The 25,791-nt window shown below is 71.7% G+C and carries 23 protein-coding genes and 1 pseudogene; 11 read left to right on the forward strand and 13 right to left on the reverse strand.

The features are described from left to right. Positions 1-120: 120 nt before the first annotated feature. The 3 genes from DK419_RS02880 to DK419_RS02890 all read right to left on the reverse strand — a co-directional run bounded on the left by DK419_RS02880 (position 121) and on the right by DK419_RS02890 (position 3,648). Positions 121-1,320, reverse strand: a complete 1,200-nt coding sequence (locus DK419_RS02880) for a Zn-dependent hydrolase (RefSeq protein WP_109957759.1) — start codon at positions 1,318-1,320, stop codon at positions 121-123. A 405-nt stretch (positions 1,321-1,725) separates the two neighbouring features. Beyond that, complete coding sequence (locus tag DK419_RS02885) at positions 1,726-1,959, reverse strand: DUF2171 domain-containing protein (RefSeq protein ID WP_109957760.1); 234 nt, start codon at positions 1,957-1,959, stop codon at positions 1,726-1,728. Positions 1,960-2,064: 105 nt separating this feature from the next. Continuing rightward, positions 2,065-3,648, reverse strand: a complete 1,584-nt coding sequence (locus DK419_RS02890) for an aldehyde dehydrogenase (NADP(+)) (RefSeq protein ID WP_109957761.1) — start codon at positions 3,646-3,648, stop codon at positions 2,065-2,067. A gap of 216 nt (positions 3,649-3,864) precedes the next feature. Between DK419_RS02890 and larC the strand changes: the two genes are divergently transcribed. The 5 genes from larC to DK419_RS02915 all read left to right on the forward strand — a co-directional run bounded on the left by larC (position 3,865) and on the right by DK419_RS02915 (position 8,094). Then, on the forward strand, positions 3,865-5,145 hold the full coding sequence (larC, locus tag DK419_RS02895; RefSeq protein ID WP_109962092.1) for a nickel pincer cofactor biosynthesis protein LarC: 1,281 nt from the start codon (positions 3,865-3,867) through the stop codon (positions 5,143-5,145). Then, positions 5,142-5,966, forward strand: coding sequence for an ATP-dependent sacrificial sulfur transferase LarE (gene larE, locus DK419_RS02900; RefSeq protein ID WP_109957762.1), 825 nt, complete (start codon positions 5,142-5,144; stop codon positions 5,964-5,966). Before larC ends, larE begins: the two co-directional genes overlap by 4 nt. Next, positions 5,963-6,640, forward strand: coding sequence for a nickel pincer cofactor biosynthesis protein LarB (larB, locus tag DK419_RS02905; protein ID WP_109957763.1), 678 nt, complete (start codon positions 5,963-5,965; stop codon positions 6,638-6,640). The genes larE and larB overlap by 4 nt, the downstream gene beginning before the upstream one ends. Before the next feature lie 37 nt (positions 6,641-6,677). Continuing rightward, entirely contained in the window at positions 6,678-7,805 is a 1,128-nt protein-coding gene (locus DK419_RS02910) for an aldo/keto reductase (RefSeq protein WP_109957764.1), read from the forward strand. Between the two features lie 79 nt (positions 7,806-7,884). Beyond that, positions 7,885-8,094 carry a hypothetical protein gene (locus DK419_RS02915; RefSeq protein ID WP_109957765.1) on the forward strand — a complete coding sequence of 70 codons (210 nt, stop codon included), beginning with the start codon at positions 7,885-7,887 and terminating at the stop codon, positions 8,092-8,094. Between the two features lie 8 nt (positions 8,095-8,102). Here DK419_RS02915 and DK419_RS02920 read toward each other — a convergent pair whose 3' ends face one another. From DK419_RS02920 to DK419_RS02930, 4 genes and pseudogenes are all read right to left on the reverse strand, one after another. Further along, a complete protein-coding gene (locus DK419_RS02920; protein WP_109957766.1) occupies positions 8,103-8,870 on the reverse strand; it encodes a glucose 1-dehydrogenase in 768 nt (255 codons plus the stop codon). Positions 8,871-8,893: 23 nt separating this feature from the next. Beyond that, the gene (locus tag DK419_RS02925) at positions 8,894-9,652 is read right to left on the reverse strand and encodes a carboxymuconolactone decarboxylase family protein (RefSeq protein ID WP_245442980.1); all 759 of its coding nucleotides are present in this window, start codon (positions 9,650-9,652) and stop codon (positions 8,894-8,896) included. A gap of 30 nt (positions 9,653-9,682) precedes the next feature. Continuing rightward, a pseudogene (locus DK419_RS29330) lies at positions 9,683-10,075 on the reverse strand ((R)-mandelonitrile lyase); the annotation flags it as partial. 11 nt (positions 10,076-10,086) lie between these two features. Then, positions 10,087-10,488: a (R)-mandelonitrile lyase gene (locus tag DK419_RS02930; RefSeq protein ID WP_109957768.1), complete on the reverse strand. Its 402-nt coding sequence runs from the start codon at positions 10,486-10,488 to the stop codon at positions 10,087-10,089. A 238-nt stretch (positions 10,489-10,726) separates the two neighbouring features. Between DK419_RS02930 and DK419_RS02935 the strand changes: the two genes are divergently transcribed. Beyond that, positions 10,727-11,620: a LysR family transcriptional regulator gene (locus DK419_RS02935; RefSeq protein ID WP_109957769.1), complete on the forward strand. Its 894-nt coding sequence runs from the start codon at positions 10,727-10,729 to the stop codon at positions 11,618-11,620. Between the two features lie 19 nt (positions 11,621-11,639). Here DK419_RS02935 and DK419_RS02940 read toward each other — a convergent pair whose 3' ends face one another. Next, the gene (locus DK419_RS02940; RefSeq protein WP_109957770.1) at positions 11,640-13,058 is read right to left on the reverse strand and encodes a pyridoxal phosphate-dependent decarboxylase family protein; all 1,419 of its coding nucleotides are present in this window, start codon (positions 13,056-13,058) and stop codon (positions 11,640-11,642) included. A gap of 377 nt (positions 13,059-13,435) precedes the next feature. On the opposite strand from DK419_RS02940, the gene DK419_RS02945 reads away from it, so the two are divergent. The 3 genes from DK419_RS02945 (at position 13,436) to DK419_RS02955 (ending at position 16,375) form a co-directional block, all read left to right on the forward strand. Then, the gene (locus DK419_RS02945) at positions 13,436-13,759 is read left to right on the forward strand and encodes a hypothetical protein (protein WP_162561129.1); all 324 of its coding nucleotides are present in this window, start codon (positions 13,436-13,438) and stop codon (positions 13,757-13,759) included. A gap of 226 nt (positions 13,760-13,985) precedes the next feature. Next, entirely contained in the window at positions 13,986-14,300 is a 315-nt protein-coding gene (locus tag DK419_RS02950; RefSeq protein WP_109957772.1) for a hypothetical protein, read from the forward strand. Positions 14,301-14,374: 74 nt separating this feature from the next. After that, entirely contained in the window at positions 14,375-16,375 is a 2,001-nt protein-coding gene (locus DK419_RS02955) for a PhoX family protein (protein WP_109957773.1), read from the forward strand. 94 nt (positions 16,376-16,469) lie between these two features. Here the strand turns inward: DK419_RS02955 and DK419_RS02960 are convergent, their stop codons facing one another. From DK419_RS02960 to DK419_RS02975, 4 genes are all read right to left on the reverse strand, one after another. Continuing rightward, positions 16,470-18,707: an FG-GAP-like repeat-containing protein gene (locus DK419_RS02960; protein ID WP_109957774.1), complete on the reverse strand. Its 2,238-nt coding sequence runs from the start codon at positions 18,705-18,707 to the stop codon at positions 16,470-16,472. Positions 18,708-19,316: 609 nt separating this feature from the next. Continuing rightward, positions 19,317-21,554, reverse strand: coding sequence for a xanthine dehydrogenase family protein molybdopterin-binding subunit (locus tag DK419_RS02965; RefSeq protein ID WP_109957775.1), 2,238 nt, complete (start codon positions 21,552-21,554; stop codon positions 19,317-19,319). Continuing rightward, entirely contained in the window at positions 21,547-22,602 is a 1,056-nt protein-coding gene (locus DK419_RS02970) for an FAD binding domain-containing protein (protein WP_109957776.1), read from the reverse strand. The genes DK419_RS02965 and DK419_RS02970 overlap by 8 nt, the downstream gene beginning before the upstream one ends. Then, positions 22,599-23,108, reverse strand: coding sequence for a (2Fe-2S)-binding protein (locus DK419_RS02975; protein WP_109957777.1), 510 nt, complete (start codon positions 23,106-23,108; stop codon positions 22,599-22,601). The genes DK419_RS02970 and DK419_RS02975 overlap by 4 nt, the downstream gene beginning before the upstream one ends. A 262-nt stretch (positions 23,109-23,370) precedes the next feature. Between DK419_RS02975 and DK419_RS02980 the strand changes: the two genes are divergently transcribed. Further along, entirely contained in the window at positions 23,371-23,643 is a 273-nt protein-coding gene (locus tag DK419_RS02980) for a hypothetical protein (protein WP_425352628.1), read from the forward strand. 202 nt (positions 23,644-23,845) lie between these two features. Further along, positions 23,846-24,811: a D-2-hydroxyacid dehydrogenase gene (locus tag DK419_RS02985; RefSeq protein WP_109957778.1), complete on the forward strand. Its 966-nt coding sequence runs from the start codon at positions 23,846-23,848 to the stop codon at positions 24,809-24,811. A 132-nt stretch (positions 24,812-24,943) separates the two neighbouring features. On the opposite strand, the gene DK419_RS02990 is transcribed toward DK419_RS02985, so the two are convergent. Further along, the gene (locus tag DK419_RS02990; RefSeq protein ID WP_109957779.1) at positions 24,944-25,363 is read right to left on the reverse strand and encodes a tellurite resistance TerB family protein; all 420 of its coding nucleotides are present in this window, start codon (positions 25,361-25,363) and stop codon (positions 24,944-24,946) included. Between the last annotated feature and the right edge of the window lie 428 nt (positions 25,364-25,791).

Here is a 25,791-nt window from a genome sequence, read left to right on the forward strand (position 1 = left end):
GTCAACATGCAGACACGACGGAACTCAAGCAGCCATCGCGAAGAAACAACTCTTCATTTGAATAAATACAAACAAATCCGGCGACCGCGGCGCGGCCACTGGTGAGGGCGGGACGACCGCTCAGGCCAGTGCCCGCTCCGCCGCGTCCGCCAGCACCCGCAGGCCGAGCACCAGGTCCTCCTCCTTCGTGTCCTCGGCCCAGTGATGGCTGATGCCGCCGATCGAGGGCACGAACAGCATCGCGGCGGGCATCATCTTGGCGACGTTCTGGGCGTCGTGGCCCGCACCCGAGGGCATCGCCTGCCAGCCGCCCGGGCACAGGGCCTCGGCGGCGGCCGAGAGGGCGCCCATCAGGCCGGGATCGCACAGGGCCGGGGTATTGCGGGACATCTCCTCGAGGGTCGCGGTGCAGCGCTCGCGCCGGTTGCTCTCGCGGATCAGCGCCCGCAGGGTCGCCTCCATCCGCTCCAGCACCGGCACCGCGACGTCGCGGACCTGGAACAGGATCTCGGCCCGGCCCGGGATGATGCTCGGCGCGCCGGGATCGAGCGTGATGCGCCCGGTGGTCCAGGTGCTGCGCTCGCCGCAGACGCGCGGGAAGGCCTCGTCGATGGCGGCGAGCAGGCGCACCGCGGTGAGGCCCGCGTCGCGGCGCTCCGCCATGGTGGTGCCGCCGGCATGGTCCTGCGCGCCCGCGATCACGATCCGCCACTGCCAGATCGCCACGATGCCGGTGACGATGCCGAGGCGCTGACCCGCCGCTTCGAGCCGCGTGCCCTGCTCGATATGCATCTCGAGGAAGCCGCGGTAGCGCCCCTCCTCCAGCCGCATCCGCTCCAGGCCGGCGAGGCCGGCCTGCGCCAGCGCCTCGCGCAGGAGGGTGCCGTCGGTGCGGTTGCGGCTGGCATCGATCTCGGCCTCGCCGACCTCGCCGATGGCGGAGCGGCTGCCGAGGAAGCCGATGTCGAAGTGCCCCTCCTCGTCCGCGAAGGCGGCGACGTCGACCGGCAGCCCTCCCCGTGCGAGCGCGATCCCGGCCACCACGCCGAGCGCCCCGTCGAGCCAGCCGGCCTCGTTCTGGCTCTCGATGTGACTGCCGACGAGGAGGTGCGGCCCCGGTCCCGGATGACGGCCGAGGACGTTGCCGACCCCGTCGATCGCGGGCGCGAGCCCGCATGCCTCCAGGCGCCGCATCAGCCAGCGCCGGGATTCCATGTCCTGGGGCGAGTAGGTCGGGCGGTGCACGCCGGTGCGGAAGCGGCCGATCGCGCGCAGTTCGTGCAGGTCGCGCAGGAAGGCGTCGGTGTCGATCTCGGGCATGGGTCCGGGCTTATCGGCTCAAGAGCTAACAAATCGGCCGCAGCGCCGTTCGGGGGCCTGCGGTCCGGATCTCGGCAGCACGAAACGGACCAGTGAGGAGGATCGCCTTAGTCTTCAGCCGATCGCGGCAAAAAGAAGGCCCGCCGAGGCGGACCTTGGTCTGAGTGCACGCCCGGGAACCACGCGGCAGCGGACCGGGTTTGTCCTGTGCAGGGCGGTGGCGATGCCGCTGCGCTGCTCGCGCCCTCCTCGGGCGTTTCCTCCCTAGACTCGGGCCGCCTTCTTCAGGGCGGCCCTTTTTTCGTCCAGGATCGTTAACCTAACTCAAATTCGAGCTTCCGGTTGCATCATCCGTTGGCAGCCCGCCCTCCGCCGAAAGGCGCGCCGGTCAGGCAGAGCGGCCCGTCAGGCCGTCGCCCACTCGTCCTTGGCCTCGGCTGTGGTGCGGTTGAGGCGCACCTGCCCGCCCTCGACGCTGGCGATGGAATCGATGTGGATGAAGTGGTGGTGGCCGCCGGCCTCCGGGTCGGTCCGGGTCAGCTTGATCCGCTGGCCGTCGAGGTGATCGATGGTGCCGACATGGCCGCCGTCGGAGCCGACGACCGGCATGTGCTCCTTGATCTGGCTCGTATCGATCATCGCGCGCTCCTTCTGGTGCGGCGACCAACGAGGATACGGGGGGCGGGTTCCGAGCCTCGCGAGTCGCCCCCGGGAGGCTTGCGGCTTCCCGGGGGCGAGGTGGAATCAGGCGCCCGGCGCCACGGCCTTTCCGTCCTCGCGCCGCCACAGCTTGAGCGGGTTGCTGTCCTTCAGGGCGGCCGGCAGCAGGGAATCGGGCAGGTCCTGGTAGCTCACCGGGCGCAGGAAGCGGTGAATCGCCAGGCTGCCGACCGAGGTGGTGCGCCCGTCCGAGGTCGCCGGATAGGGCCCGCCATGCACCATGGCGTGGCCGACCTCGACGCCGGTGCCGAAGCCGTTGACCAGGATGCGCCCGACCCGGCGCTCCAGCACCGGCATCAGCGCCCGGGCGGCCTCGTGGTCGGCCTCGTCGAGGTGGAGCGCCGCGGTCAGCTGGCCTTCGAGCCGCTCCAGCACCGCACGGACCGTCGCGAGGTCGGGGCAGCGCACCACCAGCGAGGCGGCGCCGAACACCTCCTCGGCGAGGGTGTGGTCGGCGAGGAAGGCCTCAGCGGTGGTGGAGAACAGGGCCGCCTGGCCCTGGTGGGTGCCGCCGGCGAGGCCCCGCGCCAGGGTGGTCACGGCCGGGTTGGCCTCCAGCGCCGCGACGCCCGCGCAGTAGGCCTTGTGGATGCCGGGCGTCAGCATCGTGGCGGCCTGGGTCTCCTTCAGGGCGGCGGAGGCCGCCTCGACGAAGCCGTCGAGGCCCGCGCCCTCGACCGCCAGGATCAGGCCGGGATTGGTGCAGAACTGGCCCGAGCCGAGGGTGAGCGAGCCGACGAAGGCGCGGCCGATGTCGCGGCCGCGGGCCTCGAGCGCCGCCGGCAGCAGGACGACCGGGTTGATGCTGCTCATCTCGGCGTAGACCGGGACCGGGACGGTGCGCGCCGCGGCGGCCTGCATCAGGGCGACGCCGCCGCGGCGCGAGCCGGTGAAGCCCACCGCCGCGATGCGCGGATCGGCCACCAGCGCCTGGCCGACCGAGATGCCGGCATCCAGCAGCAGCGAGAACACGCCCTCGGGCAGGCCGCACTGCTTCACGGCTTGCTGCACCGCGCGGCCGACCAGCTCCGAGGTGCCGGGATGGGCCGGATGGGCCTTGGCCACCACCGGGCAGCCGGCGGCGAGCGCGGACGCCGTGTCGCCGCCGGCGACCGAGAAGGCGAGCGGGAAGTTCGAGGCGCCGAACACCGCGACCGGGCCGACGGCGATCTGGCGCAGGCGCAGGTCGGGGCGCGGCAGCGGCTTGCGCTCGGGTTGCGCCGGGTCGATCCGGGCCTCCAGGAAGCCGCCGTCGCGCACGACCCCGGCGAACATCTTGAGCTGGCCGATCGTGCGGCCGCGCTCGCCCTCGAGGCGGGCCCGGGGCAGGCCGCTCTCGGCCATGCAGCGCACGATCAGCTCGTCGCCGATCGCCGCGATGGCGTCGGCCACCGCCTCCAGGAAGCGGGCGCGGTCCTCGAGCGGGGTCTCGCGGTAGGTGTCGAAGGCCTCGGCGGCGAGGGCGCAGGCGCGCTCCACGTCGGCCGGCGTCGCCGAGGCGAAGGCCGGCTCCAGGCTGTTGCCGGTCGCGGCCTCGACGGCGCGGAAGCTCTCGCCCTCACTTCTGCGGGCGGCGGCGCCGATCAGGTTCTCTCCGGTGATGGGCATGGGTCGCGTCCTCTCCTGCGTGGCGATGTTGAGCGGGCTTATGCCCCGGCGGGCCCCAGGGGATCCACCGGGGCGCGGAGAAAAATCCGCGCCTGCCCGACTGCGACGGTCTGTCCCGAGGCGCGGGCGCTTGCCGCGGGACCCGAGGAAGCGATGTGCCGTTGGACCGGCGCGAGGTCCGCCACCGGCGAGTCGTACGCGATCACGAAGGACCCGATGCAGATTCATCTCGACGCCGTCGGCGGGGTCGCCGGCGACATGTTCGCCGCGGCGCTCCTCGACGCCTTTCCGGAGCACGAGGCGGGCGTGCGCGAGAGCGTGGCGCGGGCGAGCCGCGGCCGCACCGCCTGCGCGCTCCTCGCCCACGGCGACGGCGTGCTCCAGGGCCGGCGCTTCGCCGTCACCGGCCCCGGGGGCGAGGCGCCGGAGCGTCGGGCGGACGACCACGCCCACCACCACGATCATCACCATCACCACGGCGACCACGATCACCGCCATCACGGCGGCGATCACGCGCACCGGCACTGGTCCGGCATCCGCCGCGACCTGGAGGCGAGCGGGCTGTCGCCTCAGGTGCTCGCCCACGCGCTGGCGATCTTCGGGCACCTGGCGGAGGCCGAGGCGCGGGTGCACGGCATCCCGGTCGAGGAAGTGGCGTTCCACGAGGTCGGGGCCTGGGATTCGATCGCCGACATCGTGGCGGCGGCCCACCTCGCCGGCGCGATCGGGGCGACCGGCTGGAGCGTCTCGGCCCTGCCGCTCGGCTCAGGGAGAGTGCGGACCCAGCACGGGCCCCTGCCGGTCCCGGCGCCGGCCACCGCGCTCCTGCTCGAGGGCTTCCTCACCCTCGACGACGGCGTGCCGGGCGAGCGGGTGACGCCGACGGGAGCGGCGATCCTGCGCCATCTCTGCGGCGGGCAGCCTCGGAGGAGCGGCCCACGCCGGCTCCTGCGCAGCGGCCTCGGCTTCGGCACCAAGGTGCTGCCGGGCCTGAGCAACGTGCTGCGGGTGCTCGCCTTCGAGGAGCCCGGCGAGACCGGCTCCCCCGGCCACCGCGAGCTCGGCATCATCGAGTTCGAGGTCGACGACCAGTCGGCCGAGGACCTCGCCACCGGGCTCGACCGGCTGCGGGCGCATGAAAAAATCTTCGACGTCGTGCAGATGCCGGTCTTCGGCAAGAAGGGCCGGATGATGACCCATGTCCGGGCGCTCGTCCGGGCCGACGCGATCGAGGAAGCGATCGAGGCCTGCTTTCGCGAGACCACCACGATCGGCTTGCGCCACCACGCCGTCTCGGGCGCGGCGCTCACGCGGCGGCTCGACACCGTGGAGGTGGCGGGACAGGCGGTCCGGGTGAAGAGCGTGGAGCGGCCGGGCGGCCGCACCGCCAAGGCGGAATCCGACGACGCGCTCAGCGTCGAGGGCCATGCCGCCCGCCAGAGCTTGCGCCGCGAGGCCGAGTTGCTGGCTCTGTCGCTGCCGGAGGACGAGCGATGAGAGCCGCCCTCGAGCAGGCTCTCGCCGGCCTCGGGCCGATCGCCGTCGCGGTGAGCGGCGGGGTCGACAGCCTGACGCTCGCGACGATCGCGCACCGGGCCGCGTCCGAGCAGCCTCGGCAAGAACCGCCCCTGATGGTCCACGCCGTCTCCCCGGCCGTGCCGGGCGAGGCGACGGAGCGCGTGCGGGCGGAGGCCGCCCGCGAGGGCTGGCGGCTCCGGGTGATCGAGGCCGGCGAGTTCGCCGATCCGGCCTATCGCGAGAACCCGGTCAACCGCTGCTTCTTCTGCAAGACCAACCTCTACGGGGCGATCCGGCGCGTCACCGACCGCCAGATGGTGTCCGGTGCCAACCTCGACGACCTCGGCGAGTACCGCCCCGGCCTCGACGCCGCCCGCGAGCACGGGGTGCGGCATCCCTTCGTCGAGGCTCAGTTCAGCAAGGCGATGGTGCGGGCGCTCGCCCGCGACCTCGGGCTCGGCGCGGTGGCGGAGCTGCCGGCGGCGCCCTGCCTGTCGAGCCGGGTCGAGACCGGGATCCGCATCGAGCCCGAGACCCTGGCCTTCATCCACGCCGTCGAGCGGCTGGTCGGGGAGGATCTGGCGGAAACCGGGCCGAAGCGGGCCGTGCGCTGCCGGGTGCGCGCCGCCGGCATCGTGGTCGAGCTCGATGCCCAGAGCCTCGCCGGCCTGACCGAGCCGGCGAAGATCGATCTCGGCCGCCGCATCGCCGCCCGCGCCCCTGACCGGCTCGCCGCGGCGCCGGTGTCCTTCGCGCCCTACCGCACCGGCAGCGCGTTCCTGGTGGGAAGCGCCCGATGAGCGTCCGGGACGAATTCGCCCTCGACTTCGCCCGCACGGAGCGGATCGGCCTCGAGGAGGCGGTGTTCGCCGCCGGCAAGTCGCCGGCCCAGATCGACGCGATCCTGGCCGCCGCCGAGGAGCGCGGCGCCCGCTTCCTCGTCACCCGCCTCGATCCGGACCGTCACGCGGCGCTCACCTATCGCGACCGGCTCGATTACTGCCCGGTCTCGCGCACCGCCTTCTTCGGCGAGGCGAGGCGGGTGGAGGGCCCGGCCCGCATCGCCATCGTGGCGGCCGGCACCTCCGACGTGCCGGTGGCCCGCGAGGCCGAGCGGACGCTCGCCTACCAGGGCCATGCCACGACGCTGATCGCCGATGTCGGCGTCGCCGGCCTGTGGCGGCTGACCCGGCGGATCGAGGAGATCCGGGCCCATCCGGTCGTCATCTGCGCCGCCGGCATGGATGCGGCGCTGCCGAGCGTGCTCGGCGGCCTCGTCGCCGGGGCGGTAATCGCAGTGCCGACCTCGGTCGGCTACGGCGTGGCGGAGGGCGGGCGCGCCGCCCTCGACGCGGTGCTGGCGAGCTGCGCCCCCGGCATCGCGGTCGTCAACATCGACAACGGCTACGGCGCCGCCTGCGCGGCCCTGCGCCTGCTCCACGCGGCACGCCGCCTGACGGAGGCACCCCGATGACGTTCGCCCCAATGCCCCTCATCCCCGGAGAAACGCCATGGAACGTCGCAGCTTCCTGCAGGGCGCGGCCCTCGGGGCCGGTCTCGCGGTCTCAGGTCAAGCGGGGGCGGCCGTGAACGCCCCGCCGCCGCCCAGCTCCGGCCCCTTGCCGAACACCCGCCCGGCCGATCCCGCCGACCTGCCGCTCGTCACCGATCCCGGCGAGCGCCGGGGCGAGATGCTCTACCGCCCGTTCGGGCGCACGGGCGAAAAGATCTCGGCGATCGGCATGGGCGGCTTCCACCTCGGCAAGAGCGCGGTGACCGATGCCGAGGCGACGCGGCTGATCCACGAGGGGATCGATCGCGGCATCACCTTCATGGACAATTGCTGGGACTACAACGAGGGCCGCTCGGAGGAGCGGATGGGCATCGCCCTCGAGCAGAGCGGGTACCGGGACAAGGTCTTCCTGATGTCCAAGATGGACGGGCGGACCAAAGAGGAAGCCATGAAGCAGATCGACCAGTCGCTGCGCCGCCTGCGCACCGACCGGATCGACCTTGTCCAGCACCACGAGATCCTGCGCTACGACGATCCCGACCGGGTCTTCGCCGAGGGAGGCGCCATGGAGGCGTTCCAGGAGGCGAAGAAGGCCGGCAAGCTGCGCCATATCGGCTTCACCGGCCACAAGGACCCGCGCATCCACCTGCAGATGCTCGAAGTGGCGGCCGAGCGCGGCTTCCACTTCGACGCGGTGCAGATGCCGCTCAACGTGATGGACGCGCATTTCCGCAGCTTCGGCCACCTCGTGCTGCCCTACCTCGTCCAGAACGGCATCGCGCCGCTCGCCATGAAGACCTTCGGCGACGGGGTGATCCTGAAGAGCGACGCACCGATCAAGCCGATCGAGTACCTGCACTTCTCGCTCAACCTGCCGACCGCGGTGGTCATCACTGGCATCCAGAACCAGCGCGACCTCGACCAGGCCTTCGAGGCGGTGAAGACCTTCGCGCCGATGGACAAGGCGACGGTGGCGGAACTCCTGAACCGCAGCCGCCCCTACGCGCTGGAGGGCAAGTACGAGCTGTTCAAGACGAGTGCCACCTTCGACGGCACCGCCAAGAACGCCGCCTGGCTCGGCGAGGACGTGCCGGGGGTGAAGACGCTGGCGCCCACCATGGAGTGAGGGCGGCGGGCAAGATGACACAACCATGACGGCGGCCGGCGCGTTGACCTTGGTCTTCACGCCGGCACGAGGCCGTCCCATGAGCGACACGCCCCTCCCCCATCGCAACCCGTCCGCCGAACTCCACACGATGAACGAGCGGCTGGCGGCCTGGGCCGCCTGCACCGCCGAGGACAGCCCCACCCTGATCGAGCGCCTCGAGGCGATGGGCTACGCGGTGCGCGGCAAGACCCGCGAGGAGGTCGAGGCGGCGTTGCGCTGCCCGCCGACGCAAGCGGGGCGGGGCTGATCGCCGGATCAGTGCGCGGTGTAGCCGCCGTCGACCGGCAGGGCGACGCCCACGACGAAGCTCGCCGCATCGCTGCACAGCCAGAGCACGGCGGCCGCGACCTCCTCCGGCCGGCCGAGCCGGCCGATCGGCTGCTTCCTGAGGATCTCCGCCATCGCCTCGGGCCGCTCGGCGACCATCCGGGCCACCATCGGCGTGTCGATGGTGCCGGGGCAGACCGCGTTGACGCGGATGCCCCGCGCGGCATTCTCGAGCGCCGCGCTCTGGGTCATGCCGATCACGCCGTACTTGGTGGCGTGATAGGCCGCGAGGCCCGGATTGCCGACGAGGCCGCCGATCGACGAGCAGTTGACGATCGCGCCGCGCCCTTGCGCCTGCATCTGGCGCAGCTCGGCCCGCATGCAGGTCCAGACCCCGCGCAGGTTGATCGCCATCACCCGCTCGTAATCGGCGCTCGGCACGTCGACGACGTCGTTCGGCGGGATCTGGATGCCGGCATTGTTGAAGGCCGCGTCCAGCCGCCCGAACGTGTCGACGGTGCGCGCGACCATGGCGGCGACCTCGTCGTCCCGCCCGACGTCGCAGCGGACCGCGAGGGCCCGGCCGCCGGCGGCGTTGATCCCGGCCTCGGCCGCCCGGGCGGCCTCGAGGTCGAGATCGGCCAGGACCACGGCGGCCCCGGCCTCGGCGAAGGCCCGGGCGGCGGCGAGCCCCATGCCCATCGCCGCCCCGGTCACCAGGGCGACCCGGCCCTCGAACGAACCCGTCGCGCTCATCGTCCGTCCCCGTGTGGTGGTCGTCATTTCGCCCGTTCCTCGGAGTTCCGTGCCTCGAAGACGCTTCGGGCGACCGGCAGGGCCGAGAAGGCGCTGGGCCAGCCGGCGTAGTAGGCGAGGTGGGCGATGACCTCGCCGGCCTGCTCCTTCGTCAGGCCGGCATCCATCGCCCGGTCGAGGTGGTAGGGCATCTGGGCGACCTGGGAGTTGGCGACGAGCGCGCTCACCGTCACCAGGCTGCGGTCGCGCGGGGCGAGGCCGGGCCGCAGCCACAGGTCCCGGAACAGGATCTCCGTCGTGTCCTTGACGAGGTTCGGCGACACCGTCCCGAACTCGGCCTCGACGCGGGCGGCGCGCCGGCTCTCCGCCGCCTGATCCAGGGGCAGCGGCTGCGCCGGCACGGCCTCGGGCAGCCGGTCGGCGCCGATCCCGCGCTGCGCGAACGCCGCCCGCAGGGCCGGGAGCGCCGCATCGGCGCTGCCCCAGCCGGCGTAGAAGGCCAGGTGGGTGACGGTCTCGGCGATCTCGCCCGGGGTCACGCCGTTGTCGAGGGCGCGCCCGACATGGAACGGCAGCTCGACCGTCTGGCCGCGGGCGATGAGCGCCGCGAGGGTGACGAGGCTGCGGTCGCGGGGCGACAGGCCGGGCCGCGTCCACACCTCGCCGAGCAGGGTGCCCTCGGTGTAGCGCGCGAGGGCCGGGGCGACCGCCTGCGTCGACGGCGCCGCGACCTCCGCCGGTGCGACCGGGGCGGCGTAGTGCGCGTCGTCGACCTTCTCCATCCACGCGACGTTCCGGCCCTCGACGCTCTCCTGGACGGCGAGATGGCTCATGGCCGTGGTCGCCGTCGCGCCGTGCCAGTGCTTCACGCCCGGCGGCGTCCAGACCACGTCGCCGGGCTTGATCTCGCGCTTGCGACCGTTCCACTCCTGCACCCAGCCGGTGCCGGAGGTGACGATCAGCACCTGGCCGGCCGGGTGGGTGTGCCAGGCCGAGCGGGCGCCCGGCGCGAAGGTGACGTGCCCGGCCGAGAGCCGGCTGTCGGGCGAGGCGAATTGTGGATCGACCCGCACGGTGCCGGTGAAGGTGGCCTCCGGTCCCGCGACCGTCGGGCGCGAGCCGGCGGGAAACACCCGCATGGCCTCGCCCGAAGCCGGCCCGGCGAGGAGGCCGAGGGCGACCAGGGTGGCGCAAGCGCGGATCATCGTCGGGCTCCTCACGGCCGGCTCCGGTACTGCTCGTCCGAGACCTTCCCCATCCAGTCGACGGCGCGGCCGTCCTGCTTCTCCTGGATGGCGATGTGGCTCATGGCGGTGGTCGGGCTCGCGCCGTGCCAGTGCGTCTCGCCGGGCGCGAACCAGACCACGTCGCCGGGCCGGATCTCCTCGACCGGACCGCCCTCGGCTTGCACGAGGCCGCAGCCGCTCGCGACGATCAGCGTCTGGCCGAGCGGGTGCGTGTGCCAGGCGGTGCGGGCGCCGGGCTCGAAGGTGACGAGGGCGCCGCCGGCCCGGGCCGGCTCCGGCGGCCCGAACAGGGGATCGACCCGCACCGCTCCGGTGAACCAGTCCTGCGGGCCGGCGCCGGAGGGTTGCGTGCCCGCGCGCGTGATCTGCATGATGATGTCTCCGCTTCGCCGCGAGGTCGCCGTGCGGGGGCCTGGCGGCGGTCCCCGCGACGGATGAAGGCGTCGGCCGTCGATCCGGCGGCCGCGTTCCAGCCCCGGATACGGACACTCTCACGGCGTATGGCCGGCCATGAGCTGGCGCCGCCCGAGCCCGACCGACGATCTACCGGCTGGGCCGATCCGCGATTAGCCGGTAGAATCCGCATGCGGTCATAAGCTGGGCTCATGAATGGCGCGGGAGAACCTGAACGACCTCGCCGCCTTCCTGGCCGTCGCCCGCGCCCGGAGCTTCACCCGGGCCGCCGCGCAGCTCGGCGTGTCGCAATCGGCGCTGAGCCAGGTCGTGCGCGACCTCGAGGCGCGGGTGGGCCTGCGGCTCCTCACCCGCACCACCCGCAGCGTCGCGCCGACGGAAGCGGGCGAGCGCCTGCTGCAGGAGATCGGCCCGCACCTCGACGGGATCCATGCCGGCCTCACCGCCCTGACGGCCCTGCGCGAGACGCCCGCCGGCACGGTGCGGATCAACGCCGACGAGCACGCCGTGACCGCGGTCCTGTGGCCGGCCCTGCGGACCATCCTGCCGGATTACCCGGACATCCGGGTCGAGCTGGTGACCGATTTCGGCATGACCGACATCGTCGCCGCGCGCTTCGACGCCGGCGTGCGCCTCGGCGAGGTGGTGGCCAAGGACATGGTGGCTGTGCCGATCGGCCCCGACATGCGCATGGCGGCGGTGGCCTCACCGGCCTACTTCGCCCGCCGTCCGCCACCGCGCACGCCGCAGGACCTGACCGGCCACACCTGCATCAACCTGCGCCTGCCGACCCATGGCGGCCTCTACGCCTGGGAGTTCGAGGAGGCGGGCCGGGAGATCCGCGTGCGGGTCGAGGGCCAGGTGGTGTTCAACACCGTCAGCATGATCCTGCGCGCGGCCCTCGACGGGTTCGGCATCGCCTACCTGCCGCAGGACATGGTGCAGGCCCATCTCGACCGGGGCGAGCTGGTCCGGGTGCTGGAGGCCTGGAGCCCGCCCTTTCCCGGCTACCACCTGTACTACCCGAGCCGGCGCCAGCACGCCCCGGCCTTCGCGGTGCTGGTCGAGGCCCTGCGCTACCGGGGGTGAGGCCAGGGACGGGCCGACGTCACCCCGCCCGCAACCCCGCCGCGATCTCCCGCACCGCGTCCCACGCCATCATCACGTCCGCCCGCGTCGTGGTGGTCTGGCCGACCTGGAAGCGGATGACGAAGCGGCCATCGTGCCGGGTCTGGGTCAGGTAGGTGCGGCCGTCGTCGTTGATGCGCTCGACGAGGCGGGCGTTGAGCGCGTCGAGGTCGTCGATCCCTGCGGGCGCAAAGCGGAAGCTGAACAGGGACAGGATCGGCGCCGAGGTCAGCTCGAAGTCGGGCTCGGCCTCGATGAGCCCGGCGAGCTCCCGCGCCCAGGCGACGTGGTCGCGGATCATGCCCCGCAGCGCCTCGACGCCGTAGGAGCGGATCACGAACCACAGCTTCAGCGCCCGGAAGCGGCGCCCGAGGGGGATCGACCACTCGTTGTAGTCGACGACGCCGTCGTGGCCGAGCGTGCGCAGGTAGGAGGGGCGAAGGCCGAGCGTGTCGGTGAGCGCCTTCGGGTCGCGCACGAAATGGGCCGAGCAGTCGAAATGGGTGAACAGCCACTTGTGCGGGTTGAACACCAGGCTGTCGGCCTGTTCGGCGCCCCGCATCAGGTCGCGGAACTCGGGGCAGATCATCGCGCTGCCGGCCCAGGCGGCGTCGACGTGGAGGAAGACGTCGTGACGGCGCGCCACCGCGGCGACGGCCTCGATCGGGTCGCAGGCGCCGATCCCGGTGCCGCCGAGGCAGGCGACGATCGCGGCAGGCCTCAGCCCCGCCTCGCGGTCGGCCCGGATCGCCGCGTCGAGGGCGCCCGGGTCCATGCCGTGGAGAGGGCCGGCCACGGGGATCCGCACCAGGTTGGCATCGCCGATGCCGGCGATGCGCACCGCCTTGTCGACCGAGGAATGCACCTGCTCGGAGGCGTAGACCCGTAAAGCAGGCCCGCCGGCGAGCCCTTTCGCGTTGCCGGTGAAGCCGAGCGCCCGCTCGCGGGCGGTCAGCAGCGCGGCGAGCGTCGCGCCCGAGGCCGAGTCCTGGATCACGCCCGAGAAGCCGTCGGGCAGGCCGATCATCTGGCGCAGCCAGTCCATCACCCGGGTCTCGAGCTCGGTCGCCGCCGGCGAGGTCTGCCAGAGCATGCACTGGGCGGCGAGCGCCGCGGTGACGAACTCCGCCACCAGGGAGGGCGGGCTGGCATTGGCCGGGAAGTAGGCGAAGAAGCGCGGGTGCTGCCAGTGGGTCATGCCCGGCATCACCACCCGGTCGAGGTCGGCGAAGATGGCCTCCATCGCCTCGCCCGCGGCCGGCGGCTCGGGCGGCAGCTGGCGGAAGATCTCGCCCGGCGCCACCTGCGCCCGCACCGGCCGCTCGCCGACGCCCGCGAGGTAGTCCACCGACCAGTCGGCGGCCCGGCGCGCCCAGGCCCGAAACGTCTCGTCGTCCATCCGCTCCTCCCGCCGGCCCGGTCTTCCGGTGCCCGGCCGGCTGTCTAGCAGGTTTCGGCCGGCGCGCCTCCCTGCCCGCCATCCGGCCGGCAATCGAGGCAAGCGGCAGCGGAGCAGGAAGCGTCGCGCCTGACAGTCAAACTTGCAAACATTCCGGCTTGAGACCGCAGAGGGAACATGGCACGCTCAATCAAGCGATCACCATTCACGGTTGTTTAACCAATCAAAGATTGCAACCTTGGACGGCTCATCCGCATCGACACAAGGAAAAGGGCAGCACAGCGGCATCCTTGGCCGGTGCAGCGCATTGTCCGGATTGGTTTCAATGTTTCTTAAGCGCCGTGTTAGCTCATGAGCGCACCACGACGAGGAGCGCGATGTTCGGGCGGCGTACCCAGGCGGCAGTGGCGGACAGGCTGACCCGCCGCCACGTTCGGATGAACCGCGGCGGGGCGGAGCAGGAAGGCTGCCTGATCTATCTCGGTGACGAGCTCGTCTCGGTGCTGGTGCGCCTCGAGCCCGGCACGCCGCACGCGCCGGAGCACCGGCACAAGTGGCGCGTGACGGAAGCCTACGGCCCCGGCGTCTCGCTCGCCCGCGCCCCGCTCTTCGACACGCCGGACGCGGTGGCCGACTGGATCGCCGACCGCCTGCCGCCGCCGGCGCCCCGGCCCTGGCTGGACGCGCACCTGCTGCCGTGAGGCGCGCGCATACCCGGTGCGACGGAACCGCAACCGCGATACCAACTCACTGATCGATAACGGTTTTTCACCGGAGCCGGATGCTGCTTGCCGGCGGGCCGGGTGCGCCCGCGCACAGGGGTCCGGCGGGTTCGAGCCCATCTTCCTCCCATGCCGCTCAGGCCCGCTACGCCGCTTCCGTGGCGCCGTGCGCGAGACGCCGGGACCGAGGCGGCCGGAGGTCACCATGTCGCTCTTCGCCATGTCGCTCTTCGCCAGGCCCCTCGTCGCAAAGTCCCGCGTCGCAAAGTCCCGGTTCCTCGGAGCCGCCGCCCTCGTCGCCCTGCCCCTGTCCGCCGCCCACGCCAATGGCGGCGACCGCGAGCCGGCCGGCGGCGCCTTCATGAGCAGCTACGTCACCAACCCCTACGCCACGAGCCGCTCCCCCGCCGAGGCCCGCCCGCTCGACCGCCCGGCGCCGTGGTTCGCGCCCGGCCCGGCGGTCCCCGAGACCACCGGCTCCCTGCGGGCGCTGCCGGCCCGGCCGCGGACGCACCGCTGAGCCTGTCATCCCGCCGCCACGGTCCCCAGGGTAAGCTCCCGTTTTCTCGAAGGGCGGGAGCGCCGAGGGGACCGATGACACAGCCGTCGCTGAATCGATCGCAGCAGGCCGAGGCGGCCGAGGATGCCGGCTCGAACCCGAGCCCGAACCCGACCCTCGGCGAGGTCGTGGCCCGGCGCTTCGACCGGCGCGAGATTCTTCGCGGGGGCTTGGCGGGGAGCTTGGCGGGCGGTCTGGCCGGGGGTCTGGCCGTCTCGGCGATCTCCGCGACCCTGGCGCCCCGGGCGGTGGCGGCGGCGACGCCCGAGACCTTCCCGTTCCGCGAGCTGCCCGCCGGCGCCGACGAGCGCCACCACGTGGCCGACGGCCACGACGCCGAGGTGCTGATCCGCTGGGGCGATCCGGTCCTGCCCGGCGCCCCGGCCTTCGACCCGCACCGGCAGTCTGCCGCCGCGCAAGGCATGCAATTCGGCTACAACAACGACTTCCTAGGCTTCTTCCCCCTGCCGGGCGCGAGCGACCCCGCCGCCCACGGCCTCCTCGTCGTCAACCACGAATACACCAACGAGGAGCTGATGTTCCCCGGCCTCGGCCGGCAGGACGGCAAGGCCGGCTTCGCCGGCATGAGCCGCGACCTCGTCGACGTCGAGATGGCGGCCCATGGCGGCTCGGTGATCGAGGTCAGGCGCGAGGACGGGCGCTGGCGCGTCGTGCCGGGTTCGGCCTATGCCCGCCGCATCACCGCCACGACCCCGATGCGCCTCGCCGGCCCCGCCGCCGGCGCGGACCGCCTGCGCACGAGCGCCGACCCGGAGGGCCGGACGGTGCTGGGCATGCTCAACAACTGCGCCGGCGGCGTCACCCCGTGGGGCACGTGGCTGACCTGCGAGGAGAACGTCAACTACTACTTCCAGGGCCGCCTGCCCGAGGGCTCGGTGGAGGCGAAGAACCACAAGCGCCTCGGCATGCCCGGCAACCTCTACGGCTGGGCCCGCTTCCACGAGCGCTTCGACCTCGGAAAGGAGCCCAACGAGCCGAACCGCTTCGGCTGGGTGGTCGAGATCGATCCCTTCGATCCGGCGAGCGTGCCGGTGAAGCGCACCGCCATGGGCCGCTTCAAGCACGAGGGCGCCGCCGGCGCGATGGCGCGGGACGGCCGCTACGTCGTGTTCCAGGGCGACGACGAGCGCTTCGACTACGTCTACCGCTTCGTCACGCAGGCACCGGTGAACACGGCCGACAGGTCGGCGAACCGCGACATCCTCGATTCCGGCACCCTGTCGGTCGCCCGCTTCGACGCCGACGGGCGCGGCACCTGGCTGCCGGTCGTGTTCGGGCAAGGCCCGCTGACGCCGGCGAACGGGTTTCGCGACCAGGCCGACGTCCTGGTCGAGACGCGCCGGGCCGCCGATCTCCTCGGCGCCACCAAGATGGACCGGCCGGAGGACGTCGAGGCCAACGCGACGACCGGCAAGGTCTACGTGATGCTGACCAACAACGTGCGCCGCAAGGCCGACCAGGTCGACGCCGCGAACCCGCGGCCGGACAACCGCTTCGGCCACATCGTCGAGCTCACGCCCGAGGGCGGCGACTTCGCCGCGAAGGACTTCGCCTGGGAGGTGCTGGTGCGGTGCGGCGATCCCGCGATCGCCGCGGTGGGCGCCACCTTCTCGTCGGCGACGACGAAGGACGGCTGGTTCGGCATGCCGGACAATTGTGCGGTCGACGGAGAGGGCCGCCTCTGGGTCTCGACCGACGGCAACTCGCCGGCGAAGACCGGCCGCACCGACGGCATCTGGGCGATGGAGACCGACGGCGCCCGCCGCGGCACGGGCAAGCACTTCTTCCAGGTGCCGCTGGGGGCCGAGATGTGCGGCCCCTACTTCACCCCCGACGACACCACCTTCTTCGTCGCCGTGCAGCATCCGGGCGAGGCCGACGAGGAGGATCCGAACGCCGTGCCTGCCACCTTCGAGAACCCGGCGACCCGCTGGCCCGACTTCGACCCCGCGGTGCCGCCGCGCCCGGCGGTGGTGGCGATCACGAGACGGGGTGGGGGGAGAGTGGGGACGTAGGCGGCGTCCCGGTCCGGCGCCCGGCTCCGGCACGAGGCGGCGGGGATCCCCCCGCCGCTCGACGGACGAGGCCGGGTCTGCCGGCCTCGCGATCTTATCCGATCAGGGTCCAGTCGGACGTGATGGCGCCGATGTTGGGGGTCCCCGACAGGGTGGTGCCTCCGGCTCCGACGAGCCAGGTGTTCACGTGGCCGACATTGTCGCGGAAGACGATGTCCGAGCGGCCGTCGGCATTGGTGTCGCCGATGCCCTCGATCGTCCATTCGGACCCGACCGTGCCGAGATTGGGAGCGGACACGACCGCGCCGCCGGAACCCAGGATCCAGGCGTTGATGTGCCCGGCCTGGTCCCGCCACAGGATGTCGTCGCGCTTGTCGCCGTTGAAGTCGCCGATGCCGGCGACCGACCACTCGGACGAGATCGTGCCGATGTTGGGCGCCCCCGTGACGAGGTCGCCGTTCACCGTCCAGATGTTGACGTGCCCGGCCTGGTCCCGCCACAGGATGTCGTCGCGCCCGTCGCCGTTGAAGTCGCCGACGCCCTGCACCGTCCACTCGGACCCGATCGTGCCGAGGTTCGGCGCCCCCGTGACGGTCGCGCCGTTGACCTGCCAGGCGTTGACGTGCCCGGCCTGGTCCCGCCACAAGATGTCGTCGCGCCCGTCGCCGTTGAAGTCGCCGACGCCCTGCACCGTCCACTCGGACCCGATCGTGCCGAGGTTCGGCGCCCCCGTGACGGTCCCGCCGTTGACCTGCCAGGCGTTGACGTGCCCGGCCTGATCCCGCCACAGGATGTCGTCGCGCCCGTCGCCGTTGAAGTCGCCGATCCCCTGCGCGACCCATGCGCTCGAGATCGTGCCGATGTTGGGCGCTCCGGACACGCCCGTGCCGGTCAGCTGCCACGTGTTGATGTGCCCGACCGTGTCGCGCCAGAGCAGGTCCGCGCGCCCGTCGCCGTTGAAGTCGCCCAGCGCGGAGACGGAGAGGGGGGAGGGCCCGGTGCCGGTGCCGCCTCCGGTCCCACCACCGCCTCCAGTCCCGCCTCCGGTTCCGGAGCCCGTGCCCGCAAGCCTGATGGCCAGTCCGCTCGAGGCATTGTTGGCTTCATTCACCTCGAGAATGCGATTGTCGTAATCGGCGATGACCCCGAAATAGTACGTGCCCGCCGCCAGGTTGGCCGGCAGGGCGAACTCGCCCGGACCCGGCTTGGATCCATTGGCCGGGATCGTCTCCAGCAGGTTGCCGAAACCGAGGAAGAGATCCGAGGTCGTGATCGTCGAATCGGTCGACAGATAACCGGCGATGTTGCCGGCCGACGATGACAGGGTGCCGGTATTCGTGATGGCCACGTCGGCTGCGATCCGCCCGGTGCCCGTCAGGCGGACGTTCGATGCACTCGCCGTCAGGTCGACGCCGGATGTCGCATTCGTGATGCCCTTGACCGTCAAGGCCAGAACGTTCGAGGTATTGTTCGCCTCGTTCGTCTCGGAAATCTTGTTGTCGTAATCCGGGATAATTCCGAGATAATAGTTTCCCGGAGCAACGTCTGTGGGGATCGTGAAGGTGAAATTCTGGTTCGCGCTGCTTTTGGCGGCGACCAGGTCGATCATGAGATTCTTGGTGGTCAGGAGACGGTCTGTCGCCGGATCGATCGTGCTGTCCGAGGACAGGTAGAAGGCGATGTTGCCGGCGGAGCCGTTCGCACCGCCACTGTTGGCGATCGACACGCCGACGCTCTGCGTGGCGCCCGGCGTCGCCACGCTGCCGCGGTCGAGCGACAAGTTGCTGAGCGAGGACGTCAGATCGATCTGGGCGCTCGGATCGCCGGTTCCACCCCCTCCGGTACCGCCCCCGCCGTTACCAGTGCTCGTCTGATTATTGAGGACAATCGAATAGAGTCCGTTGAAATTATCGGGTTTCTGAACCGAAATTTTGAAGGTGAGAGCATAATCACCAGGAGCGCTAGGCCTCCAGCTGGTCTCACGCAATATGATCGATCCCGTCCCCGTAATATTTCGACTGCCGCCCAAGAGACCGATGCCGGTGGTATTCAGCTTCGTATAGGTGGATGTCTCGTATTCGAAGAATAGAGTCACGTTCGGGTCAACCGAGTAGCCGATGACCAGATCTCCACTCGTCCCAAGTGAATCTCTGCCGCTGTCCCGCGATCCGCCAATCAGATCCACGGCGAAGAAATCCTCCGTATCGGCCCCTCTGGATGCGATGGATCCGGTGAAGCTACCACCATCCGCGGCAATGAGCGGAAAATTGTTTGCTGTCGTATCTGCGCTGAGGTCTGCGTATCTCTTAATAGGAATATTTGGAACGGTCATAGCGCGCCTCACTCGGCCAGCAGGACAATGTCATACCCGCATCTGCCGCACTCATATCACCCGCCTCAAATATCGTCCATCTCCATGTCATCAAATACAAAACTGAGGCAAGGTAAAATCTGTGAGCACCTCGCCACAACTCAGGCGAAAGCAAGAATCAATTCCTCTCATCACGATAACGAGCTACAATATACAATCATATGATTATCAGACCGGTGGAGCGGATTTGTCGAGGCTGGATCACGATCTTGCGCACACCCTTTGGTTGAAATTGGCATCGCTGGCAACCTTGGCATCGTTTTATGTTGAGCGATGTCGCAGACTCGGCTGGACCGCGGTCGACGCGGAGCGCGCATTTCTTATTGTTGCTGAAACGTTGCTCGATTCTGGGCGGAAATTCTGCTGGGTCAGGGACTACACTCGGCCCGTGGCCGCATCGGCGATGCGAGCCCAGGTCCGGCCAGCGGCTGAGCCTGGTACCCTGCCGCGCATCGCGCTGCGTCAGCCATCGACGCGAAGCCAGCCCTCGCCGGTGGTGGCGCGGGCCGGCGCTGAGGACGCGCCCGGCCCCGTATCGAGCCGGGTTCCTGGGCGAACTCGGATTCGGCCCTACAGCAGCTTGTCCAGCGTCACCGGCAGCTTGCGCACCCGCTTGCCGGTCGCGTGCCAGATCGCGTTGACGATCGCGCCCGCGCTCCCGGTGACCCCGATCTCGCCCACCCCCTTGATGCCGAGCGGGTTGACGTGGGGATCCTCCTCCTCGACCAGGATCGCCTCCAGGGAGGGCACGTCGGCGTTCACCGGCACGTGGTACTCGGCGAGGTTGGCGTTCATCGGCCGGCCGGTGCGCGGGTCCATCACCGCCTGCTCGTGCAGGGCGAAGGAGACGCCCCAGATCATCCCGCCGTAATACTGGCTGCGCACCAGCCGCGGGTTGATGATCCGCCCGGCCGCGAAGGCGCCGACGAGGCGCGTCGCCCGGATCTGGCCGAGATCGGGATCGACCGTCACCTCGGCGAAGACCGCCCCGTGGGCGTGCATGGCGTATTGCTCCCGCGCCGCGTCGGGACCGGCCGCGCCCTTGCCCTCGACCGATTCGCGACTCGCCCTCCCCAGGATCTCGGTGAAGGCCTCGGACCGGGTCTCGTCGTCGCGCCGCACGAGGCGGCCGCCGCGGGCGATCACCCCGGCATTGCCGGCGCCGTAGAGCGGCGAGCGGGAATCCTGCGTCGCCAGGGCCGCGAGCTGCGCGATCGCGTCCGCCGCAGCGGCCTTGATCGCCGTGCCGGCGGTGGCGGTGTGGGCCGAGCCGCCGGCGATGCCGCCATTCGGCAGGTCCGAGGTACCGATGCGGAAATCGATCGCGTCGATGTCGAGGCCGAGTTCTTCCGCCGCGATCTGGGCGAGCGCCGTCCAGGCCCCCTGCCCCATGTCGATCGCGCCGATCGCGACCGCCGCCTCGCCGGTGGCCCTCAGGACGGCCCGCGCCTCGGCCTGGAACATCAAGGCCGGGAAGGTGGCGGTGCCCACGCCCCAGCCGACAAGGAGGCCGTTCGCATCGCGCATCTGCCCCGGTGCGAGCGGGCGCTTGCGCCAGCCGAACGCCTCGGCGCCTTGCGCGTAGCACTCCCGCAGGGCCTTCGAGGAGAACGGCTTGCCGGAGGCCGGCTCGGTCTCGGCGTAGTTGCGCAGGCGGAACGCCAGCGGGTCCATCCCGCAGGCCTCCGCCATCTCGTCGATGGCGCCCTCGAGCGCCGCGCTGCCCGAGGCCTCGCCGGGCGCGCGCATGAAGAGCGGCGTGCCGGTATCGAGCCGTACCGCCCGGTGGCGGGTGGCGAGAGCCGGGGCGGCGTAGAGCGTGTGCGAGACGCCGCCGCTCGGCTCGATGAAGTCGTCGAAGGTGCTGGTCGCCGTGAGCGTCTGGTGGTCGAGGGCGGTGAGGCCGCCATCCTCGGCCACGCCGAGGCGCAGGGTCTGGCGGGTCGGGGCGCGGTGGCCGACGGGGCCGAACATCTGCGGCCGGCTCATGACGAGCTTCACCGGCCGGCCGACGAGGCGGGCCGCCATGATGCCGAGCACCTGGGGCCCGGCGATCATCCCCTTCGAGCCGAAGCCGCCGCCGAGGAACGGGCTGCGGATGTGGATGTCGGAGGCCGAGATGCCGAACAGGCCGGCGATGCGCCCCTGCGCCATCGCGAGCCCCTGCGAGGGCATGTCGAGGTCGAGCCGGTCGCCGTCCCAGGTGGCGACGACGGCGTGGGGCTCCATCGCGTTGTGGTACTGCGCCGGCGTCTCGTAGGTCGCCTCGATGGTGCGCGCGGCGGCGGCCAGGCCGGCCTCGACGTCGCCCGTCTCGAAGTCGGCCGGGTCGCCGACCCCGATCGCCGGCGGGGTGAAGGGCTCGGCCGAATCGAGCCCGATCGCCGGCGCCTCGGCCTCGTAGGTGGGGGCCAGCAGGGCGGCGCCCTCGGTCGCGGCCTCCAGCGTCTCGGCGATCACGACGGCGACCGGCTGGTTGGCGTAGCGGACGCGATCGTCCTGCAGGAGGTCGAGCCGGAAGGTGAAGCCGTCGTTCTTCTCGTCCGGATGCCGGGCGAGTGCCGGCTTGTTGTCGGGCGTCATCACGGCGACGACGCCGGGATGGCTCTGCGCCGCCGCGACGTCGAGACGCGCGACGCGGCCGCGGGCGATGCGGCTCACCGCCATCACGCCGTAGAGCATCCCGGGCGGGTGGTGGTCGGCGGCATAAGCGGCACCGCCGGTCACCTTCAGGATTCCGTCCTGGCGGGTGAGCGGCTGGCCGATGCTGGAGCCGTGGCGAATCCGATCGGACGTCTGGTTAGACATGAACGGCCTCCGAGGCGGGCGCGAGAACGGAACCCGGCAGGGCCGGCAGGCGCTCGGGCGTGCCCGCCGTCGCGCGCTGGAGCGCCCGCACCACGAGGCGCCGGGCGAGTTCGATCTTGAAGGCGTTGTCGCCGGAGGGTGTCGCGCCGGCGAGCGCGGCGTCGGCGGCCGCCCGGAAGGCGGCCTCGTCGGGCGCGCGGCCGGCGAGCAGGCCCTCCGCCTCCCGGGCCCGCCAGGGCTTGAGGGCGACGCCGCCGAGCGCGAGCCGCGCCTCGGCGATGCGCCCGCCATCCAGCCGCAGGCCGACCGCCGCCGAGACCACCGCGAAGGCGTAGGAGGTGCGGTCGCGGACCTTGAGGTAGCGGCTGTGGCCGGCGAACCCCGCGGCCTCCGGCGGCAGCACCAGGGCGGTGACGAGCTCGCCCGGTTCCAGCGCCGTCTCGCGCTCCGGCGCGTCGCCCGGCAGGCGGTGGAAGGCTTCGAGCGGCAGGTTGCGGGTGCCGGCCGGACCCGCGATCTCGACGCTCGCCTCCAACGCCACGAGGGGCACGCAGAAATCCGACGGGTGGGTGGCGATGCAGGCCTCGCTCCAGCCGAGGATCGCGTGCAGCCGCGTCTCGCCGCCCCGCGCGTCGCAGCCGCTGCCGGGCTCGCGCTTGTTGCAGGCGCTGCCCGTGTCGGTGAAGTAGGGGCAGCGGGTGCGCTGCATCACGTTGCCGGCCGCCGTGGCGGCGTTGCGCAGCTGCGCCGAGGCGCCCGACAGCAGCGCCTCGGCCACCGCCGGATAGGCCCTGGCGAAGGCGGGATCGTGGGCGAGGTCGCTGTTGCGGGCGAGCGCCCCGATGCGCAGGGACCCGTCGTCCCGCCACTCCAGGGCGGCGAGCCCGGGCAGCCGGGTGATGTCGACGAGGCGCGTCGGGCGGGCAACGCCGCCCTTCATCAGGTCGAGGAGGTTGGTGCCGGCGGCGAGATAGGCGGCACCGGGCTCGGCCCCCGCCGTGACCGCCCCGGCGACATCGGTCGCGCGGACGTACTCGAACGGGATCATGCCGCCTCTCCCCGGCGCTCGCCCGCCGATCGCTGGGTCATGGCGCCTTGCGCCTCCAGCACCGCCTCGGTGATGCCCGCATAGGCGCCGCAGCGGCACAGGTTGCCGCTCATCGCCTCGCGCACCCGCTCGGGGTCGTTCCCGGCCTGCGCCTCACGGATCAGCCCGACCGCGCTCATGATCTGGCCCGGGGTGCAGAAGCCGCACTGGAACCCGTCATGGGCGATGAAGGCCTCCTGCACCGGGTGCAGGTGCGCACCCTCCGCCAGGCCCTCGATGGTCAGGACCTCGGCGCCGTCGAGGCTGACGGCCAGGGCGAGGCAGGAATTGATCCGCCGCCCGTCGACCAGCACCGTGCAGGCGCCGCACTGGCCGCGGTCGCAGCCCTTCTTCGTACCGGTGAGGTGCAGGCCCTCGCGCAGGAGGTCGAGCAGGGTCGTGCGCGGGTCCGGGATCGGGATCGTGCGCCTCGTGCCGTTCACCGTCAGGACGATGTCGACGCTCATGCGGCTTCCTCCAGAGCATTGTCCGACGAAGTGGATGCCGGTTCGTCGCAGAGAATGCGGCGAACCGAGGACCTGAACTCGTGCCCGGACGCAGCGCGTCCGGGCACGAGTTCAGGCTAGACGGGCTCCAAACTAATCCGGCCCCCCGGACTGCCCAGATGCGGCTGCGTGCGGCAGCGCACATGTCGCAGCGAACCTTTTGCCGGCACGATGGTTGACGCTGCGAAACCGCACAGCGATCCCCCTCAACTGGACAGGACCTATGATGAAGACCCGCCTCGCCCTCGCCGCGGCCCTGCTGACCGTTGCCGCCGCCCCCGCCTTCGCCCAGGGCGGCTCGCCCTACAACCGCTCGGGCTCGCAGGCCGGCGGCCCGCTGGGCGGCATGGAGCGCGCCTACGGTGAGCCGGGCGGCGCACCCGCCGTCGACAGCACCGGCAGCGTCGTCGTGTATCCGCGCGACTCGCGCGGCATGATGGTCCGCGAGGTGCCCCCGGGCTACGCCCCGGCCGCTCCCTACGTGTACGGCCGCTGATCGAGCACGGGGCTCCCGTTCCGCCCCGTTCGGGAGCCCGCTCTCGCGAGCCGGCGAAGCCCGTCCCCGCCCCCGCGGGGGCGGGCTTTCCGTTTTACGGCGTCCTGCGCGTGGCTTCGTGGCGTTATGGCTTGCCTTGAGGTGCGAGCCCGGTGTGAACTCCCGCGGCCCCGCGTCCCGCAGGATCCCGAGCCGCCCGCCGATGACCGCACCCGCCTTTTCCGGCCCCATCGTCCTCGCCCACGCCGCCTACCGCCTCGGCGACGCCTACGCGGCGAAGGGCGCGCCTCAGCCCTTCGTCGAGGTGCGCGACCTCGCGGCGCTGGAGGCGGCGGTCGCGGAGGCCGAGGTGCTGGTGGTCTCGGGGCTGTGGCGCCATTCCCTGCTGGAGCGGGCGCCGCGCCTGCGCTTCATCCAGTCGGTCAGCGCCGGCACCGACCAGTTCCCGAAGGATCTCCTGCGCGAGCGCGGCATCCGGCTCGCCAGCGCGCAGGGCGGCAACGAGCGCGCGGTGGCCGAGCACGCCCTGGCGCTGATGCTCGGCCTCACCCGGCACCTGGCCGAGGCCCTGCGCAACCAGGCCGAGGGGCGCTGGCGGCCGATGATCGCCGATCCGGCCGCACGCGAGCGGGAACTGGGCGGGCGGACGCTGCTGGTGATCGGGCTCGGCCGCATCGGCGCCCGCATCGCCCGGCTGGCGCAGGCCTTCGACATGCGGGTGATCGGCCTGCGCCGCCGCCCGCTCGAGCCCGGCGACCCGGTCGAGGCGGTGTTCTCCCCCGACCGGCTGCACGAGGCCTTGGCCCAGGCCGACGTGGTGGCGCTGTCCTGCCCGCTGACGCCGGAGACCGAGGGGCTGATCGACGAGGCGGCGCTCGCGGCGATGCGGCCGGACGCGCTACTGATCAACGTCGCCCGCGGCCGGGTGGTCGACCAGGACGCCCTGGCGCGGGCCCTCGCCGACGGCCGCATCGCCGGCGCCGGCCTCGACTGCTTCCACGAGGAACCGCTGCCGGCCGACGCGCCGTTCTGGCGCATGCCGAACGTGATCGTCACGCCCCACAGCGCCGGGGAGACGAGCCTCTACGAGGGCCGGGTGATCGACCTGCTCGTCGAGAATCTCGGGCGGCTGCGGCGGGGGGAGGAGTTGGTCAACCCGGTGGCGTGAGGGGTCCGTCGAGGGGGCAACCGCCTCTCCTTCACGCCGGCACGCTCACCCCGCACGGCGGATCGCGCGCATCCCTCCTCTCCCCGCGCCTCGTCCGGAAAGCGGGCGGATCGGATCACGCCGGCCCTGCTCTCACCGGTCCAGCACCGCCCGGTCGTTCTTCGCCACGAGCGCCCTGAAGTACGGGGTCAGGTCGTTCTCCGACAGGCCGAAGGCCTGGGCGAACTGCATGATCAGGCGCTGCTCGCCCTCCTCCGCCTCGCCGTCGGCCATGGCGCTGTCGATCATGTTGAGGATGATGCAGAGCCGCTGGTCCGGGCGCAGGCGGGGCGCGGCATCGGCCAGGAACTGGGCCGGCTGGGTGGCGCGGGCGTACTTGACGGCGGAGTCGAGGTGCTGGCGCGTCGTGTTGCGGCCGAGCACCGACATCAGGTGGCCGATCTCCTCCGGGTCGATCTCGCCGTCGGCGCTCATGCAGTAGATCAGCGAGACCGCGAGGCAGGTCCGCGGCGTCAGGTCGAGCGAGGTCTGCGACTTGAACATGTTGAACATCGTCGGGGGCCCCTGGCAAACGGCCAAATGCTCTGGCACGGCGCTGAGGCGATCCGTCAGCGCAGGCCGTCGATTACCGCAACGGTGCAGCGGTGTCGATGATCCGCAAGCCCGTCGATCGCAAGTATTTTTCGAATGCCGAGTCTTCCTTCGGACGGGCGTGACACCCATATAAGCATCGATTTGTCTGATATACGTTCGATGAGAGGGTTTAATCCCCGACCACTGTTTGAAAATACCGGCATGGGACCGCGCACCGCTCGAGGCGAGCGGAGCGGGTCCGGTCCGCTCGCCTCGGCGATCAGGGCCGTGTGGCCGCAGGTACTGCGCCGCGTCGAGGCCGCAAAACGCAGCATAGCCCCCGGGGCCTCCCACGATTTTCTCGGCCCATACCGGGAGAGAAGCCGCATTTTCTCCCTGCCGCCACC

Origin of the sequence: Methylobacterium terrae (assembly GCF_003173755.1) — a bacterium.
In the GTDB taxonomy this organism is placed as follows: domain Bacteria; phylum Pseudomonadota; class Alphaproteobacteria; order Rhizobiales; family Beijerinckiaceae; genus Methylobacterium; species Methylobacterium terrae.